This window comes from Streptomyces sp. NPDC006235 (assembly GCF_040613735.1).
Lineage (GTDB): Bacteria > Actinomycetota > Actinomycetes > Streptomycetales > Streptomycetaceae > Streptomyces.
On record NZ_JBEXSR010000082.1, the window covers coordinates 1 to 14,038 of the forward strand.

Sequence of the window (14,038 nt, forward strand, 5' to 3'; positions counted from 1 at the left end):
CGCTACGACAAACAGCCCGACCGCTACCTCGCCGCCATAACCCTGGCCAGCACACTCATCTGGCTCGATGCGTGATCGATAAGACGCTACCTAGGACCAACGGCGGAGCGGCAGTTCGGGCTGTGGGCCGCGGACGGGGCGGGCCGGGCGTGATTACGGTGACGTCATGTCCGAGTCCATACCGTTCGACCTCGACGTGTATCTCCGGCGGATCGGATGGGAGGGGGAGCGGCGGCGGGCCGACGCCGCCACCCTGCGCGGAGTCCATCTGGCCCACATGCGGGCCATTCCGTTCGAGAACCTCGACGCGCTGCGCGGCATGGCCCCCTCCCTCGATCCGGCCGACCTGATGGCCAAGCTGGTCCACAGCCGGCGCGGCGGCTACTGCTACGAGCACAACACCCTGTTCACCTGCGCCTTGGAGGCGCTGGGTTTCCGGGTGACCCTGCTGTGCGCGCGGGTGGTCGTCGGCGCCGACAGCATCGCGAGCCGGCCGCGCACCCACATGGCGTTGAGGGCGGAGGTCCCCGGCGAACCACGGCCGTACCTCGCGGACGTCGGCTACGGGACGGTCGGCGCGCTGCCGGAGCCGGTGCCGCTGGTCGCCGACGTCGAATTCGCCGCGGCCGGGCGGCGCCACCGCCTCGTGCACGCGCCGCACGACGGCCCCCTGGAGATGTGGCTGCTGCAGGCCCACGACGCGGGCAAAGGCGACTGGGTCAGCCAGTACGCCTTCACCCTGGAGCCCTTCGAGAAGCCCGACTTCGACGTCATCAACTGGCACATCGCGACCCACCCGCGCTCGCCGTTCACCCAGCGCTCCTACGTCCAGCACACCGACACCACCCGGCACCTCCTGCTCGACGGCCGCCTCCTCACACGGACCGGCTCCGACGGGACGGTCACCGAGCGGGAGGTAACCGGTGAGGCGGAGGCACGGCGACTCCTGGAGGAGGAGTTCGGCATCACCGCGCCGGAGGGGATGACGCTGCTCTAGCGGCGTCGAAGCACTCGCGCGGGCCTCCCGTCACCGGGCGGAAGCAGGCCCGGACGGTCGTGCCGGGGCGGGCTGCGGTCATGGGCGTGTAGACGTAGGACTGGGCGGCGATGCCGTCCGTGATCTCGGCGGCGTGCGGACGGCGGCCTCCTTCCGTCCTGTTCAGCTCCAGCCGGTCGCCGATCCGCGTGCTCCACATCCGGGCCCAGCCGGCCTCGCACTTGTCGCTGTAGCGCAGTTCCAGGTGGGCTCCGGTGGACGTGCGGCGGGAGGCGAGGGTGAGCGGGGCCTCGCCGCATCTCATCTGCATCGGGCTCTTGCCCTCGCAAGTGACTCCACGGCAGCGGGGTGCCGGGGCGGACGGCGAAGGCGCGGCCGGCCGGGGGTCGCCGGACTGGCCCGCCAGGAGGACCAGGGCCACGGACAGGCCGCCGGCCGCTGTCGCGCACACCGAGGCGAGGACGGCCAGGAGTGCGCCTCTGCCGGCGGCGGCAGGCCCTCGGGGGTCCGGGTCCGCCTCCGGGGGCGCGGGCGAGTCCGCGGGTGCCGTCGGTGTCGTCGCCGTCGGTGTCGGTGTCGTCGATGCCGCCCGGCCGCTCCACTCCGACTCCGCCAGCTCCCACAGCGCCAGACACCGGCCCTCCGGTTCCCCCGCGAGGCGGCACAGCTCCTGCACCGCCTCGCGCGGCGGGAGCGTCCTGCCGTTGAGGTAGCGCTCCCAGGACGACTTGCTGAAGGTGGTCTTCGCCGCGAGGGCCGCCAGGCTCAGGCCCGTGCCCGCCCTCAGCTCCCGCAGCGTCGTGGCGAGCCGGGCGCGTTCGGGCGGCAGCGGGCCGGGCGGGGTTCGCGTCATTCCCGCAGGGCCTTCCAGGTGTGCGGGCCGATGATGCCGTCCACGACCAGGTGCGCCCGCTTCTGCAGGTCCCTGACCGCGCGTTTCGTGTGCGGGCCGAAGATGCCGTCCACGGCGCCCGGTGAGAGGCCCGCCTCGCGCAGCAGACACTGTGCCTCGGCCACCTCCGGTCCGGCGTGGCCCTCGGCCAGGACGGCCTTCATGGTGCGGCTGTTGCCCGCGTACCAGCGGCCCTCGATCCGCTCCGCCCGGCAGGTGTACCGGGGCCGGTCCGACTCCTCGGGCGCCGTCGTGGCGGAGGTGGTGAGGCCGGCCGCCGCCGCTCTGTCCTCGCCGTCCGTGAGCCGTACGGCCAGGAGGACCGAGGCGGCCACGGCCAGCACCAGGGCCACCGACCCGGCTGCGAGCGTGATGCGCAGCGCCCGGCCGTGGGGGCGGGGTGCGCCGGATCCCGGCTCGGTATCGGGCTCGGATCCGGGTTCGGTACCGGTCTCCGATCCGGGCTCGGGTTCGGTACCGGTATCCGATCCGGGCTCGGTCCCGGTCTCGGTCCTTGGCACGGTCCCGGCCGTCTCGTCCTGTCGATCCGCCGGGTCAGCCCCCTTGCCCCACGCCTCGGTGGCGACCTCGTGCAGGGCGAGGAGGCGGGTCGGGTCGTCACCGCCGAGCCGGGCCATCGCCTCGACGGCCTCCCTGGGCGGGAGCGACCTGCCGGCCAGGTAGCGCTCCCAGGACGACGTGCTGTATCCCGTCTTGGCCGCGAGCCGGCGCAGGCTCAGTCCGCTGTGATCCTTCACCCGGCGTAATCGCACCACCAACTGCCGTACACACGGGTCGAGTTCTTCGGGCAGCCCTTTCCAACGCGACATGTTCCCCCCACTCGCGTTCGTGGACCGTGGTCAGCGGTCCCGTCACCGCCGCATTCTGCATCAGCATCCACGCGGTGCCCCATACATCGGTTCCGTTCTCCCCGCCGCCCCCTACCGATTCGGCCACACCCCACCGCGACCGTCCCGCCGCGCCGTCCCGGCGCACGGTGTCACCGCAGGTCAGCGCCCGGGACGTCCCGCGAGTGCGTCACTTGGGAGGCGACTGTGGCGCAGCCGGGTCCCCGGGCCGCAGTCTCGTTTCCGAGCCGGCCGGTGCGGTCGGCCCGCCCACGAAGGGGGAAACAGCATGCGTATGACCAGGAAGCTCGCCGTCATGACCGGGGGCCTCGCGCTGACCGGTGGTCTGCTGGCCGGGGGCGCGGGAACGGCCGGTGCCGCACAGGCCGCGCCGCAGGCCGCCTCGGACTGTCCGTCCGGCTGGTTCTGCGTCTGGGCCGGGCAGAACTACACCGGCCGCATGCAGAAGGTCGCCGGGACCAACAAGGACCTGACCCAGTACGCCGTGTTCCAGAACTTCAAGTCCTGGTACAACCACGGCGCGTCCTGCGACTTCAAGTGGTTCTCGGAGAAGAACCACGGCGGGTCCAGCGGCGTCGTCCCGAGGGGCTACAAGGAGACCGGCAGCGTGAGCCGCTACATGAAGTCCAACACGTGGGTCAACTGCAAGTGATCCACGGCTCCTGATACGCCGAGGGCGGCACTCACGGGGGAGTGCCGCCCTCGGTCCGCGCGTCCCGGTCCGGGCTCAGAGCCGCTCGGGCGTCCGGATGCCCAGCAGGGCCATGCCCTGGTGCAGCGTGCGGGCCGTGATGTCGCACAGGAACAGGCGGTTCTCGATCTGCTCGGGCGACTCGGCCTTCAGGACCGGGCACTTGTCGTAGAACGTCGTGTAGTGGGACGCCAGCTGGTACAGGTACGCCGTCAGCTTGTGCGGGGCGTACTCCGCCGCCGCCTCCGCCACCGTCGCCGCGAACGAGTCCGCGTGCAGACCCAGCGCGCGCTCCGCCTCGTGCAGGTCCAGCTCCGGGTGCGCGACCGGGCGGGCCTCGCCGGCCTTGCGCAGGATCGACCGGATACGGGCGTAGGCGTACTGGAGGTAGACGGACGTGTCGCCGTTCAGCGAGACCATCTGGTCCAGGTCGAACTTGTAGTCGCGGTTCGCCGACGTCGACAGGTCCGCGTACTTCACCGCGCCGATGCCGACCTGCGTGCCCCGCTCGGCGATCTCCTCCTCGGAGAGGTCCTGCGCCTTCTCCCGGACCACCGCCGAGGCACGGTCGATCGCCTCGTCCAGCAGGTCCACCAGGCGGACCGTCTCGCCCTCACGGGTCTTGAACGGCTTGCCGTCCTTGCCGAGGACCGTGCCGAAGGCCAGCTGCACCGCGTGCACGTCCTCGTTCAGCCAGCCCGCCCGGCGGGCCGTCTCGAAGACCATCTTGAAGTGCAGTGACTGGCGGGCGTCCACCACGTACAGCAGCGTGTTCGCCTTGAGGGTGAACACGCGGTCGCGGATCGCCGACAGGTCGGTCGCCGCGTAGCCGTAGCCGCCGTCCGACTTCTGCACGATCAGCGGGACCGGCTTGCCGTCGGGGCCCTTGATGTCGTCGAAGAAGACACACAGCGCGCCCTCGGAGCGGACCGCGACGCCCGACTCCTCCAGCAGGCGGCAGGTCTCCGCGAGCATGTCGTTGTAGCCGGACTCGCCGACGATGTCCGCGTCCCGGATCTCCATGTCCAGCTTCTCGAAGACGGAGAAGAAGTAGATCTTCGACTCGTCGACGAACTTCTGCCACATGGCCAGCGTCTGCGGGTCGCCCGCCTGGAGGTCGACCACCCGGCGGCGGGCCCGCGTCTTGAACTCCTCGTCCGCGTCGAAGACCTTGCGGGCCGCCTTGTAGAGGCGGTCGAGATTCGACATCGCCTCCTCGCCGGAGACCTCGCCGGCCTTGTGGTCCAGCTCGTGCGGGTGCTCTTCCAGGTACTGGATGAGCATGCCGAACTGGGTGCCCCAGTCGCCGATGTGGTGACGCCGCACCACGCTCTCGCCGGTGAACTCCAGCAGCTGCGCCACCGAGTCGCCGATCACCGCGGAACGCAGGTGACCGACGTGCATCTCCTTCGCCACGTTCGGCTGGGCGTAGTCGATGACCGTGGTGCCCGGCTGCTCGGCCTGCGGCACGCCGAGGCGGCCGGTGTCGTCCGCGTAGCGCGCGGCGAGGTTCTCGGTGATCGCGCGGTCGGTGATCGTGATGTTCAGGAAGCCGGGACCGGAGACCTCGACGTCCTTGATCACGTCACCCGACTCGACCCGGGAGACGACCTGCGTCGCCAGCTCCCGCGGGTTCGCCTTCTCCTTCTTCGCGAGGGCCAGGATCCCGTTGGCCTGGAAGTCCGCCCGGTCGCTTCGTCGCAGCAGCGGGTCCGCGGAGCCGGCCTGCGGCACGGCCGCCGACAGGGCCGCCGCGAGGCGCTGGTGGACGGAGTCGCTGAGGGACGTGACCGAGGCCATAGGAAAGGGTGCCGTTCTCCTCGAGGGAATCGATAGACACGGCCAGTATCCCATGGGAGGTAAAGCCGTTTTTCCGGGCGCGAGGCGGTCTGGGACAATGGTGCGGTCAGCCGTGCGACCGTACCGGCTGCCCGATGCAGAAAGAAGGACGTGCCGATCGTGGCTCAGAGCACCGAGACCACCGACTGGGTCTCCCGTTTCGCGGATGAGGTCATCGAGGAGTCGGAGCGTCGGGCCCCGGGCAAACCCGTCGTCGTCGCGTCCGGCCTCTCGCCGTCCGGCCCCATCCACCTCGGGAACCTGCGCGAGGTGATGACCCCGCATCTCGTCGCCGACGAGATCCGCCGCCGGGGGTACCAGGTGCGGCACCTGATCTCCTGGGACGACTACGACCGGTACCGGAAGGTGCCGGCGGGGATCGCGGGTGTCGACGAGTCGTGGGCCGAGCACATCGGCAAGCCGCTGACCTCCGTCCCGGCCCCGAAGGGCTCCTCCCACCCCAACTGGGCCGAGCACTTCAAGGCCGCGATGATCGAGTCGCTGGCCGAGCTGGGCGTGGAGTTCGACGGGATCAGCCAGACCGCGCAGTACACCTCCGGCGTGTACCGCGAGCAGATCCTGCACGCCATGAAGCACCGCGGCGACATCGACGCCATCCTCGACCAGTACCGCACCAAGAAGGCCCCCGCGAAGAAGCAGCAGGGGCAGAAGCCGGTCGACGAGGCCGAGCTGGAGGCCGCCGAGGGCTCCGGCGCGGCCGCCGAGGACGACGGCAGCTCCGGCTCCGCCGGGTACTTCCCGTACAAGCCGTACTGCGGCAACTGCGAGAAGGACCTCACCACCGTCACGTCCTACGACGACGACTCCACCGAGCTGACGTACGCCTGCACCGCGTGCGGCTTCTCCGAGACGGTCCGGCTGAGCGAGTTCAACCGCGGCAAGCTGGTCTGGAAGGTCGACTGGCCGATGCGGTGGGCGTACGAGGGCGTCGTGTTCGAGCCCTCCGGCGTCGACCACTCCTCCCCGGGGTCCTCCTTCCAGGTCGGCGGGCAGATCGTCGGGATCTTCGGCGGCAAGCAGCCGATCGGCCCGATGTACGCCTTCGTCGGCATCTCCGGCATGGCCAAGATGTCCTCCTCACGGGGCGGCGTGCCCACCCCCGCCGACGCCCTGAAGATCATGGAGCCGCAGTTGCTGCGCTGGCTGTACGCCCGGCGCAGGCCCAACCAGTCCTTCAAGGTCGCCTTCGACCAGGAGATCCAGCGGCTCTACGACGAGTGGGACCGGCTCGACGCCAAGGTCGCCGACGGCAGCGCCCTGCCGGCCGACATCGCCGCGCACTCGCGTGCGGTGCGGACGGCCGCCGGTGAGCTGCCGCGCACGCCCCGGCCACTGCCGTACCGGACGCTGGCGTCCGTCGCGGACATCACCGCCGGGCACGAGGACCAGGCGCTGCGGATCCTCAGCGAGCTCGACCCGGAGCAGCCGCTGACCTCGCTCGACGAGGCGCGGCCGCGGTACGACAAGGCCGAGGCCTGGATCAACACGCACGTGCCGGCCGAGCAGCGGACGATCGTGCGCGACGAGCCGGACGCGGAGCTGCTGAAGTCGCTCGACGAGCAGGGACGGGAGTCGCTGCGGCTGCTGCTCGACGGGCTGGCCGACCACTGGTCGCTCGACGGCCTGACGCACCTGGTGTACGGCGTGCCGAAGGTGCAGGCCGGATTCCCGGCCGACGCCACGCCGAAGGAGCTGCCGCCGGAGATCAAGACCGCGCAGCGGTCCTTCTTCGCCCTGCTGTACCACCTGCTGGTCGGGAGGGACACGGGGCCGCGGCTGCCGACGCTGCTGCTGGCGGTGGGGCAGGAGCGGGTGCGGGCCCTGCTCGGGGAGTGAACAGGCACTGAGAAGGGGCCCCCGGTTTTCTCCGGGGGCCCCTTCTGCGCGCCCGCGGTCAGGCGATGTGGTCCTCTTCCAGTTCCGCCGAGTGGCGCTTCTGGAAGCGCTCCACGAGGGACTTCAGCTCACCGGGGCTCAGCGTCGTGCCGTAGGTGGCCTGGATGTTGTCACCCAGCGCGCGGGGGGTGGGGTAGCTGCCGTCTATCGACTGGCGGAACACCTGGTAGTACGCCTCTTCGTCCGGCTCGGGGGCCGGGGGCGTGCCGCCGCCCTCGCCGAGTTCGCGGGTGCGGTTCGGGCCCACCGGGATGGGGAAGCTGCCGGTGTCCTCCGGGGTGGGTTCCTGCTCGTACTGGGTCTGGTACTGCTCGGCTTCTTGTTGTTCCGCGATCCACTGGGCGTACTGCTGCGCGGGGTCGTAGTCGGGGTCGTAGCCGCCCTGGTATTCGACCTCGCGAGGAGTGTTGAACCAGGGGCTCTGGTCTGGCTCCGGGGCGTTGGCCGGTTGCTCGGCGTCTTGGTTGCTCTCGAGTTGCGGGCGCTGCTCGCTGGGAGGTGCCGCTCTCTGTGGGACGGGCGCCGCCCCAGCGGCACGACTGCCCGCAGCTATGCCTGTGTCCAGCTGCGCCTGCTGCGGCGGTGGGGGAATCAGCGCCGGTTCTATGCCTGCCGCCGCCAGGCCCGCCGGGGCCGTTTCCGCCAGGGGGACGCCGTAGCGGGCCAGGCGCAGGGGCATCAGCGATTCCACCGGGGCCTTCCTGCGCCACGCCCGGCCGAAGCGGGAACGCAGCCGGGCCTGGTAGACGAGACGTTCCTGCTCCAGCTTGATGACCTGCTCGTAGGAGCGGAGCTCCCAGAGCTTCATGCGGCGCCACAGGAGGAACGTCGGGACGGGGGAGAGCAGCCAGCGGGTGAGGCGGACGCCCTCCATGTGCTTGTCGGCCGTGATGTCGGCGATCCGGCCGATCGCGTGACGGGCCGCCTCGACCGACACCACGAACAGGATCGGGATCACCGCGTGCATGCCGACACCGAGCGGATCCGGCCAGGCCGCCGCGCCGTTGAAGGCGATCGTCGCCGCCGTCAGGAGCCAGGCCGTCTGGCGCAGCAGCGGGAAGGGGATCCTGATCCAGGTGAGGAGCAGGTCCAGGGCCAGCAGGACGCAGATGCCCGCGTCGATTCCGATCGGGAAGACGTAGGAGAAGTTTCCGAAGCCCTTTTTCAGGGCCAACTCGCGGACGGCCGCGTACGAACCGGCGAAGCCGATGCCGGCGATGATCACGGCGCCGGCCACGACCACACCGATGAGAACGCGGTGCATCCGAGTCAGCTGTAGTGGCGCGGCCACCCGTACTCCCCTCCCCTTGCGTGTTGTTGCGCGCAACAGGGTGGCACATGTGTGCGGAGAACGGGTGGCCGGATCCGGTCGGGGCTGTTCAGCTCTTCGACGCGGGCTTCTTCGACGGCGACGTCGAGGCGTCCTTCGCGGGCTCCTCGGACGCGTCCGGGGAGGCCGGCTTCGACGGCGACTTGGACGCCGACTTCGACGGGGCCTTGGAGGGGGCGCCGCTCGCCTTGCCGCCGCCCGCGCCGTTCGCCTCGGACACCGCCGCCACGGCCTCCTTGGCGGCCTTCTTCGCGTCCTTCATCAGGTCGTCGGCGCTCGGACTCTTGTCGCCGGCCAGGCCCGCGCCGTTGTAGTCGAGGGTGACGACGACGTTCTCGACGCGTGCCACGACCGTCTGCTGCTTGAAGGTGCCTTCCTTCTTCTTCAGCTCGTAGCGCACGGCCGTCGCCTCGTCGCCGGTCCCGGGCACCGGCTCCGACTTGGTGCCCTTGGCACCCTCCGTGGCCTGGGCGTCCTGGACCTGCTTCTCGAAGTACTCCTGGGCCAGCTTGTCGGCCGGGCCGCGGGTGACGTCCGACTCGAAGCGCAGCATCGACACGTTCAGCCAGCGGAACTGCGAGCCCTTGACGCCGTTGTTGTCGAGGCTGTTCCAGGAGCAGTTGGCGCGGGTCGAGATGTCGTCCGACTTGCCCTCCTTGCCGGACTTGCCCTCCGGCACGAGGTCCTTCAGCGTCTTCTTCGACAGCGCCTTGCAGGGCTCAGGGAGCTTGCCGTACGCCGCCGCCTCCACGGTCGGAGAGGGGCTCGCGGACGCCGAGGCGGCGGCCTTCGCGGCCTTGTCCGTGCTGTCGCCGGAGCCGGAGTCCGAGGAGCAGCCGGCGGCGACCAGCATCACGGGGACGGCGGCCGCGCAGACAAGGACGCGGTTGACTCGCTTCGCTCGCTGGTTTCGCTGCTCTCGCTGTGCTCGTCGCTGCATGGTTCCTTCACTCATGACGCTCGTGGTTCCTGCGGTCGGAACGGGTCCGAGTGGTCACGGTACGCGGTGAGGCAGCGGTGTGTTCTTCCTTCGGATGCTTTGCGGGTGCGGGTGAAGGGGGCGTGAAGGGGCCTCAGTCGCTCAGCGAATCGGCCAGCTGCGAGGCCAGTTTCCGGGCCCTGTCCTGCATTTCCTTGCTGTCCGGGACGACGCCGACGGTGGCCGGCTGCTCGGCGTACTCGATGGTCACGATGACGTTCGACGTGCGGAATGCCACAGTCACCGTCCGCTGCTTGGCCGTCGAACCGGAGCTGCTCAGCTCGTCGTCGAGGAAGGCCTCGTCGCCGACCTCCTCCAGGACGCGCGGCTGGAGGTCGGTCGGGGTGGCGGAGGCGGACGCCGACGGCGAGGAGCTGCCGGACGGGGACGGGGAGCCGCTCGGCGCGGGAGTGGAACCCCCGGCCGGCGTGCTGCCCGGAGTGCTGCCCGGGGTCGCCGACTCGGTGGCGGTCGGCTCGGGCAGGTGGGCCGCCGCCTCCTTCTCCGCGAAGAGCTGCTCGGCCTGGCTGTCGTCGCTGACCGCGTTGTCGTAGGAGACGACCCGTTCGAAGTCGACGAGCAGATGGTCGGTGGCCTGCGGTGCGTCGACCTTCCACTGGCAGCCGACCTTGCGGTCGGTGTCGTACGTGACGGTGGCCTCGCCCTCGTACGCCTTCTCGCGCTGTTCCTCGTCGGTGATCTGCCGGATACCGGGCAGCAGTTCGTCGAGGGAGCTCTGGCCGACGGCACCGCAGGGCTCGGGCAGCGTGCGGTACTTGCCCGGCTCGGCGGCGGCCGAGGCCGTGCCTGTGTCGCCCGGGTTGGAGTCGTCCGTCGCGCCGCCGTCACCGGAGCCGCCGGTGCAGCCGGCCAGCAGGGCCGCGAGGAGCGCGGCGATACCGGGTGCGTACGCCTTCCGTTGCACGTGGTGGCCCCTCTCGACGCGGAAATCGGCTTGCCGCCGTGGGGCGGCCGATGAACACAATGTCTATCGCACGCACTGCCGTGGACGCCGGTCCGGATTCCCTTTCGTCAACCTTGGCTCCGGTATTTGCTGTTGAGGACTTCTGTTCGTCTACGGGGGATTGAGGGCGCTATGTCGTATGTAGAGATACCCGGTGCGAAAGTACCGATCCGGATGTGGACCGACCCGGCCACGGTCGAGGGCTCCGCACTCCAGCAGCTCCAGAACGTCGCCACGCTGCCCTGGATCCAGGGCCTGGCCGTCATGCCCGACGTGCACTACGGCAAGGGCGCGACGGTCGGCTCGGTCATCGCCATGAAGGGCGCGGTGTGCCCGGCGGCGGTGGGTGTCGACATCGGCTGCGGAATGTCGGCGGTGAAGACGTCCCTGACGGCGAACGACCTGCCCGGGGATCTGTTGCGGCTGCGGTCGCGGGTCGAGCAGGTGATTCCGGTGGGGCGCGGGATGCATGACGATCCCGTCGACCCGGGGCGCTTCCACGGGCTGGCCACCGCCGGGTGGGAGGACTTCTGGGGGCGGTTCGACGGGGTGGCTGAGGCGGTTAAGTTCCGTCAGGAACGTGCCACGAAGCAGATGGGAACCCTTGGCCAAGGCAACCATTTTGTCGAAGTATGCGTAGATACGGCCGATTCTGTCTGGCTCATGCTCCACTCCGGATCCCGCAACATCGGCAAGGAACTGGCCGAGCACCACATCGGCGTGGCCCAGAAGCTCCCGCACAACCAGGGCCTGGTCGACCGCGACCTCGCCGTCTTCGTCGCGGACACCCCGCAGATGGCGGCGTACCGCAACGATCTGTTCTGGGCGCAGGAGTACGCCAAGTACAACCGCTCGATCATGATGGCGCTCCTGAAGGACGTGATCCGCAAGGAGTTCAAGAAGGCCAAGCCGACGTTCGAGCCGGAGATCTCCTGTCATCACAACTACGTGGCCGAGGAGCGCTACGACGGGATGGACCTGCTCGTGACCCGCAAGGGCGCGATCCGGGCCGGCTCCGGCGACTACGGGATCATCCCCGGCTCCATGGGCACGGGTTCCTACATCGTGAAGGGCCTCGGCAACGCCAAGTCCTTCAACTCGGCCTCGCACGGCGCGGGCCGGCGCATGAGCCGTAACGCGGCCAAGCGCCGGTTCTCGACGAAGGACCTGGAGGAGCAGACGCGGGGCGTGGAGTGCCGTAAGGACTCCGGCGTCGTGGACGAGATCCCGGGCGCCTACAAGCCGATCGAGCAGGTGATCGACCAGCAGCGGGACCTGGTGGAGGTCGTGGCGAAGCTGAAGCAGGTGGTGTGCGTGAAGGGCTGACGCACAAGTGCCCCGGTCAAAACCGAGCCACAGGGAAGCCTCTACTTCCTTGTCGGTCAGGCCCTCGGGCGGGACCGGCATCCCGACCGAGGGCCGTCCTGTTGACGGTGTGGCGTGAGCCTAGAGCGGCAGTTCAACTGCCGTTCGGGTGATCGAGGATGTTCACTCCTGTGAGTGAGAGCTACTTCGGGGCGTGCAGCACCGCGTAGATCATGACGAACGCCACGATGTGGATGCCGAAGAGGAAGTAGGCGAGCCACCACCACATGTGGCGTTCGTTCTTCGTCTCCTGGGTGAGGCGCCGCTGTTCCAGGTCCTGGTCCCGTTCGGCGTCCGGCATCACAGGTTCCGGTGGACCTTCGTGTTGGAGGCCTGGGCGCGGGGGCGCAGGACCAGGAGGTCGACGTTGACGTGGCTGGGGCGGGTGATCGCCCAGGTGATCGTGTCGGCGACGTCGTCGGCCGTGAGGGGCTCGGCGACGCCCTCGTAGACCTTGGCCGCCTTGTCCTCGTCGCCGGCGAAGCGAGTCAGGGCGAACTCGTCCGTCTTGACCATGCCGGGGGCGATCTCGATGACGCGGACCGGCTGGCCGACGATCTCCAGGCGCAGGGTCTCGGCGAGGACGTGCGCGCCGTGCTTGGCCGCGACGTAGCCCCCGCCGCCCTCGTAGGTGCCGTGGCCCGCGGTGGAGGAGACGACCACGACCGTGCCGTCGCCGCTCGCGATCAGCTTGGGCAGCAGGGCCTGGGTGAGGTTGAGCGTGCCGATGACGTTCGTCTCGTACATCTGGCGCCAGTCGGCCGGGTCGCCGGTCGCGACCGGGTCGGCGCCGAGCGCGCCGCCCGCGTTGTTGACCAGCACGCCGATCGTCTTGAAGGCCGTGGCGAACTCGTCGACCGCCGCGCGGTCGGTGACGTCGAGGGTGTACGCCGTGGCCTGGTGGCCCGCCTTGGTGATCTCCTCGGCCAGTGCCTCGATGCGGTCCTTGCGGCGGGCGGTGAGGACGACGCGGTAGCCCGCGGCGGCGAGCTGCCTGGCCGTGGCGGCGCCGATTCCGCTGCTCGCACCGGTGACGACGGCGATGCGGGAGGCTGCGGACGGGGCGGCGGTGGCCATGGGAGCTCCTCGGACGTGGTGGGCGGTGCCGGGCCGGTGTCGGCCTGGGGCTTCCGGCCAGGATAGGCGGGGCCCGCGGTGGGAGAATGAGGGCGGGTGATCCCCTGACAGTTTCCGGAGGTGGATCATGGGCGAGGCACGTGAGGTCATGGACCGGCTGACCGACGCGGTCACCACGCACGCCGATCTGAAGGTCATCAGCGAGCTGTACGCCGAGGACGCGGTCGCCTTCACCCCCGACGAGGGTGAGCTGCGCGGGCGCGACAGCATCGTCGAGTACTGGCGGACGATGACGGAGGCGGTCCCCGAGGCGACGTTCCAGTCGCTGCACTCCTACGAGGTCGGTGACACGGCCATCGACGAGGGGATCTTCAGCGGGCGGAACACCGGGCCGCTGGAGCTGCCCAACGGGGAGACGCTGCCCCCGACGCAGAAGGAGATCAGGATCCGCGGGGTGGACATCGCCACGGTGAAGGACGGCCGGATCGTCGACTACCGGCTGTATTTCGACGAGATGGACTTCCTGGGGCAGCTGGGGCTGCTGCCCGACGAGCCGTTCTGAGTCCCCGGCCGGTCGGTTTCCTCGAAAAGACCGGTCAGTTTCCTCGCGGGGCGTACATGATCACTGCCATGCCCGCGAGGCAGACGAGTGCGCCCGTGATGTCCCAGCGGTCCGGGCGGTAGCCGTCCGCGATCACGCCCCACAGGATCGAACCGGCGACGAAGATCCCGCCGTACGCGGCGAGGACGCGGCCGAAGTGGGCGTCGGGCTGGAACGTCGCGACGAAGCCGTACGCGCCGAGGGCGAGGACGCCGCCGGCCGCCCACAGCCAGCCCCTGCTCTCGCGCACGCCCTGCCAGACCAGCCACGCCCCACCGATCTCGAAGAGGGCGGCGACGACGAAGAGGGCGGCGGAGCGGAGCACGAGCATGGTGGCCAGCTTCGCATGCCCGCGCCCTGGCCTCCGTTCCGGCGGGACGGCTCCCGGACGGCGCGCGGTGCGACGCCGTGGGACACCACACCTAGGGCCTGTCGTTTGGATCACGCCGCAGACGCGGGGTCTGGCACGCGCATCTGCGGCGTTGTCGTCGGTTGTCGATGCTCCGCATCGACGCCC

General features: G+C 70.1%; 14 protein-coding genes. 5 read left to right on the top strand and 9 right to left on the bottom strand.

Features of this window, described 5'->3' with window-relative positions:
- Positions 1 to 166: 166 nt before the first annotated feature.
- Positions 167 to 997 carry an arylamine N-acetyltransferase gene (locus ABZ192_RS42320; protein WP_356929783.1) on the top strand — a complete coding sequence of 277 codons (831 nt, stop codon included), beginning with the start codon at positions 167 to 169 and terminating at the stop codon, positions 995 to 997.
- Here the strand turns inward: ABZ192_RS42320 and ABZ192_RS42325 are convergent.
- Both ABZ192_RS42325 and ABZ192_RS42330 read right to left on the bottom strand, forming a co-directional pair.
- Positions 966 to 1,850, bottom strand: coding sequence for a DUF2690 domain-containing protein (locus ABZ192_RS42325; protein WP_356929784.1), 885 nt, complete (start codon positions 1,848 to 1,850; stop codon positions 966 to 968). The genes ABZ192_RS42320 and ABZ192_RS42325 overlap by 32 nt on opposite strands.
- Complete coding sequence (locus ABZ192_RS42330; RefSeq protein WP_356929785.1) at positions 1,847 to 2,647, bottom strand: peptidoglycan-binding protein; 801 nt, start codon at positions 2,645 to 2,647, stop codon at positions 1,847 to 1,849. Before ABZ192_RS42330 ends, ABZ192_RS42325 begins: the two co-directional genes overlap by 4 nt.
- A gap of 379 nt (positions 2,648 to 3,026) precedes the next feature.
- On the opposite strand from ABZ192_RS42330, the gene ABZ192_RS42335 reads away from it, so the two are divergent.
- Positions 3,027 to 3,410, top strand: coding sequence for a peptidase inhibitor family I36 protein (locus ABZ192_RS42335; protein WP_356929786.1), 384 nt, complete (start codon positions 3,027 to 3,029; stop codon positions 3,408 to 3,410).
- Between the two features lie 75 nt (positions 3,411 to 3,485).
- On the opposite strand, the gene argS is transcribed toward ABZ192_RS42335, so the two are convergent.
- The gene (argS, locus tag ABZ192_RS42340) at positions 3,486 to 5,249 is read right to left on the bottom strand and encodes an arginine--tRNA ligase (protein WP_356929787.1); all 1,764 of its coding nucleotides are present in this window, start codon (positions 5,247 to 5,249) and stop codon (positions 3,486 to 3,488) included.
- Positions 5,250 to 5,399: 150 nt separating this feature from the next.
- Here argS and lysS point away from each other — a divergent pair, with 150 nt between their 5' ends.
- Positions 5,400 to 7,145, top strand: coding sequence for a lysine--tRNA ligase (gene lysS, locus ABZ192_RS42345; protein WP_356929788.1), 1,746 nt, complete (start codon positions 5,400 to 5,402; stop codon positions 7,143 to 7,145).
- Between the two features lie 58 nt (positions 7,146 to 7,203).
- Here the strand turns inward: lysS and ABZ192_RS42350 are convergent, their stop codons facing one another.
- The 3 genes from ABZ192_RS42350 to ABZ192_RS42360 form a co-directional block, all read right to left on the bottom strand.
- Complete coding sequence (locus ABZ192_RS42350; RefSeq protein WP_356929789.1) at positions 7,204 to 8,469, bottom strand: DUF2637 domain-containing protein; 1,266 nt, start codon at positions 8,467 to 8,469, stop codon at positions 7,204 to 7,206.
- A 115-nt stretch (positions 8,470 to 8,584) separates the two neighbouring features.
- On the bottom strand, positions 8,585 to 9,490 hold the full coding sequence (locus tag ABZ192_RS42355; RefSeq protein ID WP_356929790.1) for a DUF3558 family protein: 906 nt from the start codon (positions 9,488 to 9,490) through the stop codon (positions 8,585 to 8,587).
- A 118-nt stretch (positions 9,491 to 9,608) separates the two neighbouring features.
- Entirely contained in the window at positions 9,609 to 10,439 is an 831-nt protein-coding gene (locus tag ABZ192_RS42360) for a DUF3558 domain-containing protein (RefSeq protein WP_356929791.1), read from the bottom strand.
- Positions 10,440 to 10,610: 171 nt separating this feature from the next.
- On the opposite strand from ABZ192_RS42360, the gene ABZ192_RS42365 reads away from it, so the two are divergent.
- Entirely contained in the window at positions 10,611 to 11,804 is a 1,194-nt protein-coding gene (locus tag ABZ192_RS42365; RefSeq protein ID WP_356929792.1) for an RtcB family protein, read from the top strand.
- A 181-nt stretch (positions 11,805 to 11,985) separates the two neighbouring features.
- Here the strand turns inward: ABZ192_RS42365 and ABZ192_RS42370 are convergent, their stop codons facing one another.
- Positions 11,986 to 12,144, bottom strand: a complete 159-nt coding sequence (locus tag ABZ192_RS42370) for a hypothetical protein (protein ID WP_356929793.1) — start codon at positions 12,142 to 12,144, stop codon at positions 11,986 to 11,988.
- Positions 12,144 to 12,920: an SDR family NAD(P)-dependent oxidoreductase gene (locus ABZ192_RS42375; RefSeq protein WP_356929794.1), complete on the bottom strand. Its 777-nt coding sequence runs from the start codon at positions 12,918 to 12,920 to the stop codon at positions 12,144 to 12,146. The genes ABZ192_RS42370 and ABZ192_RS42375 overlap by 1 nt, the downstream gene beginning before the upstream one ends.
- A gap of 127 nt (positions 12,921 to 13,047) precedes the next feature.
- On the opposite strand from ABZ192_RS42375, the gene ABZ192_RS42380 reads away from it, so the two are divergent.
- Positions 13,048 to 13,482, top strand: a complete 435-nt coding sequence (locus ABZ192_RS42380; RefSeq protein ID WP_356929795.1) for a nuclear transport factor 2 family protein — start codon at positions 13,048 to 13,050, stop codon at positions 13,480 to 13,482.
- 34 nt (positions 13,483 to 13,516) lie between these two features.
- Here the strand turns inward: ABZ192_RS42380 and ABZ192_RS42385 are convergent, their stop codons facing one another.
- Positions 13,517 to 13,852: a YnfA family protein gene (locus ABZ192_RS42385; RefSeq protein WP_356929796.1), complete on the bottom strand. Its 336-nt coding sequence runs from the start codon at positions 13,850 to 13,852 to the stop codon at positions 13,517 to 13,519.
- Positions 13,853 to 14,038: the final 186 nt, after the last annotated feature.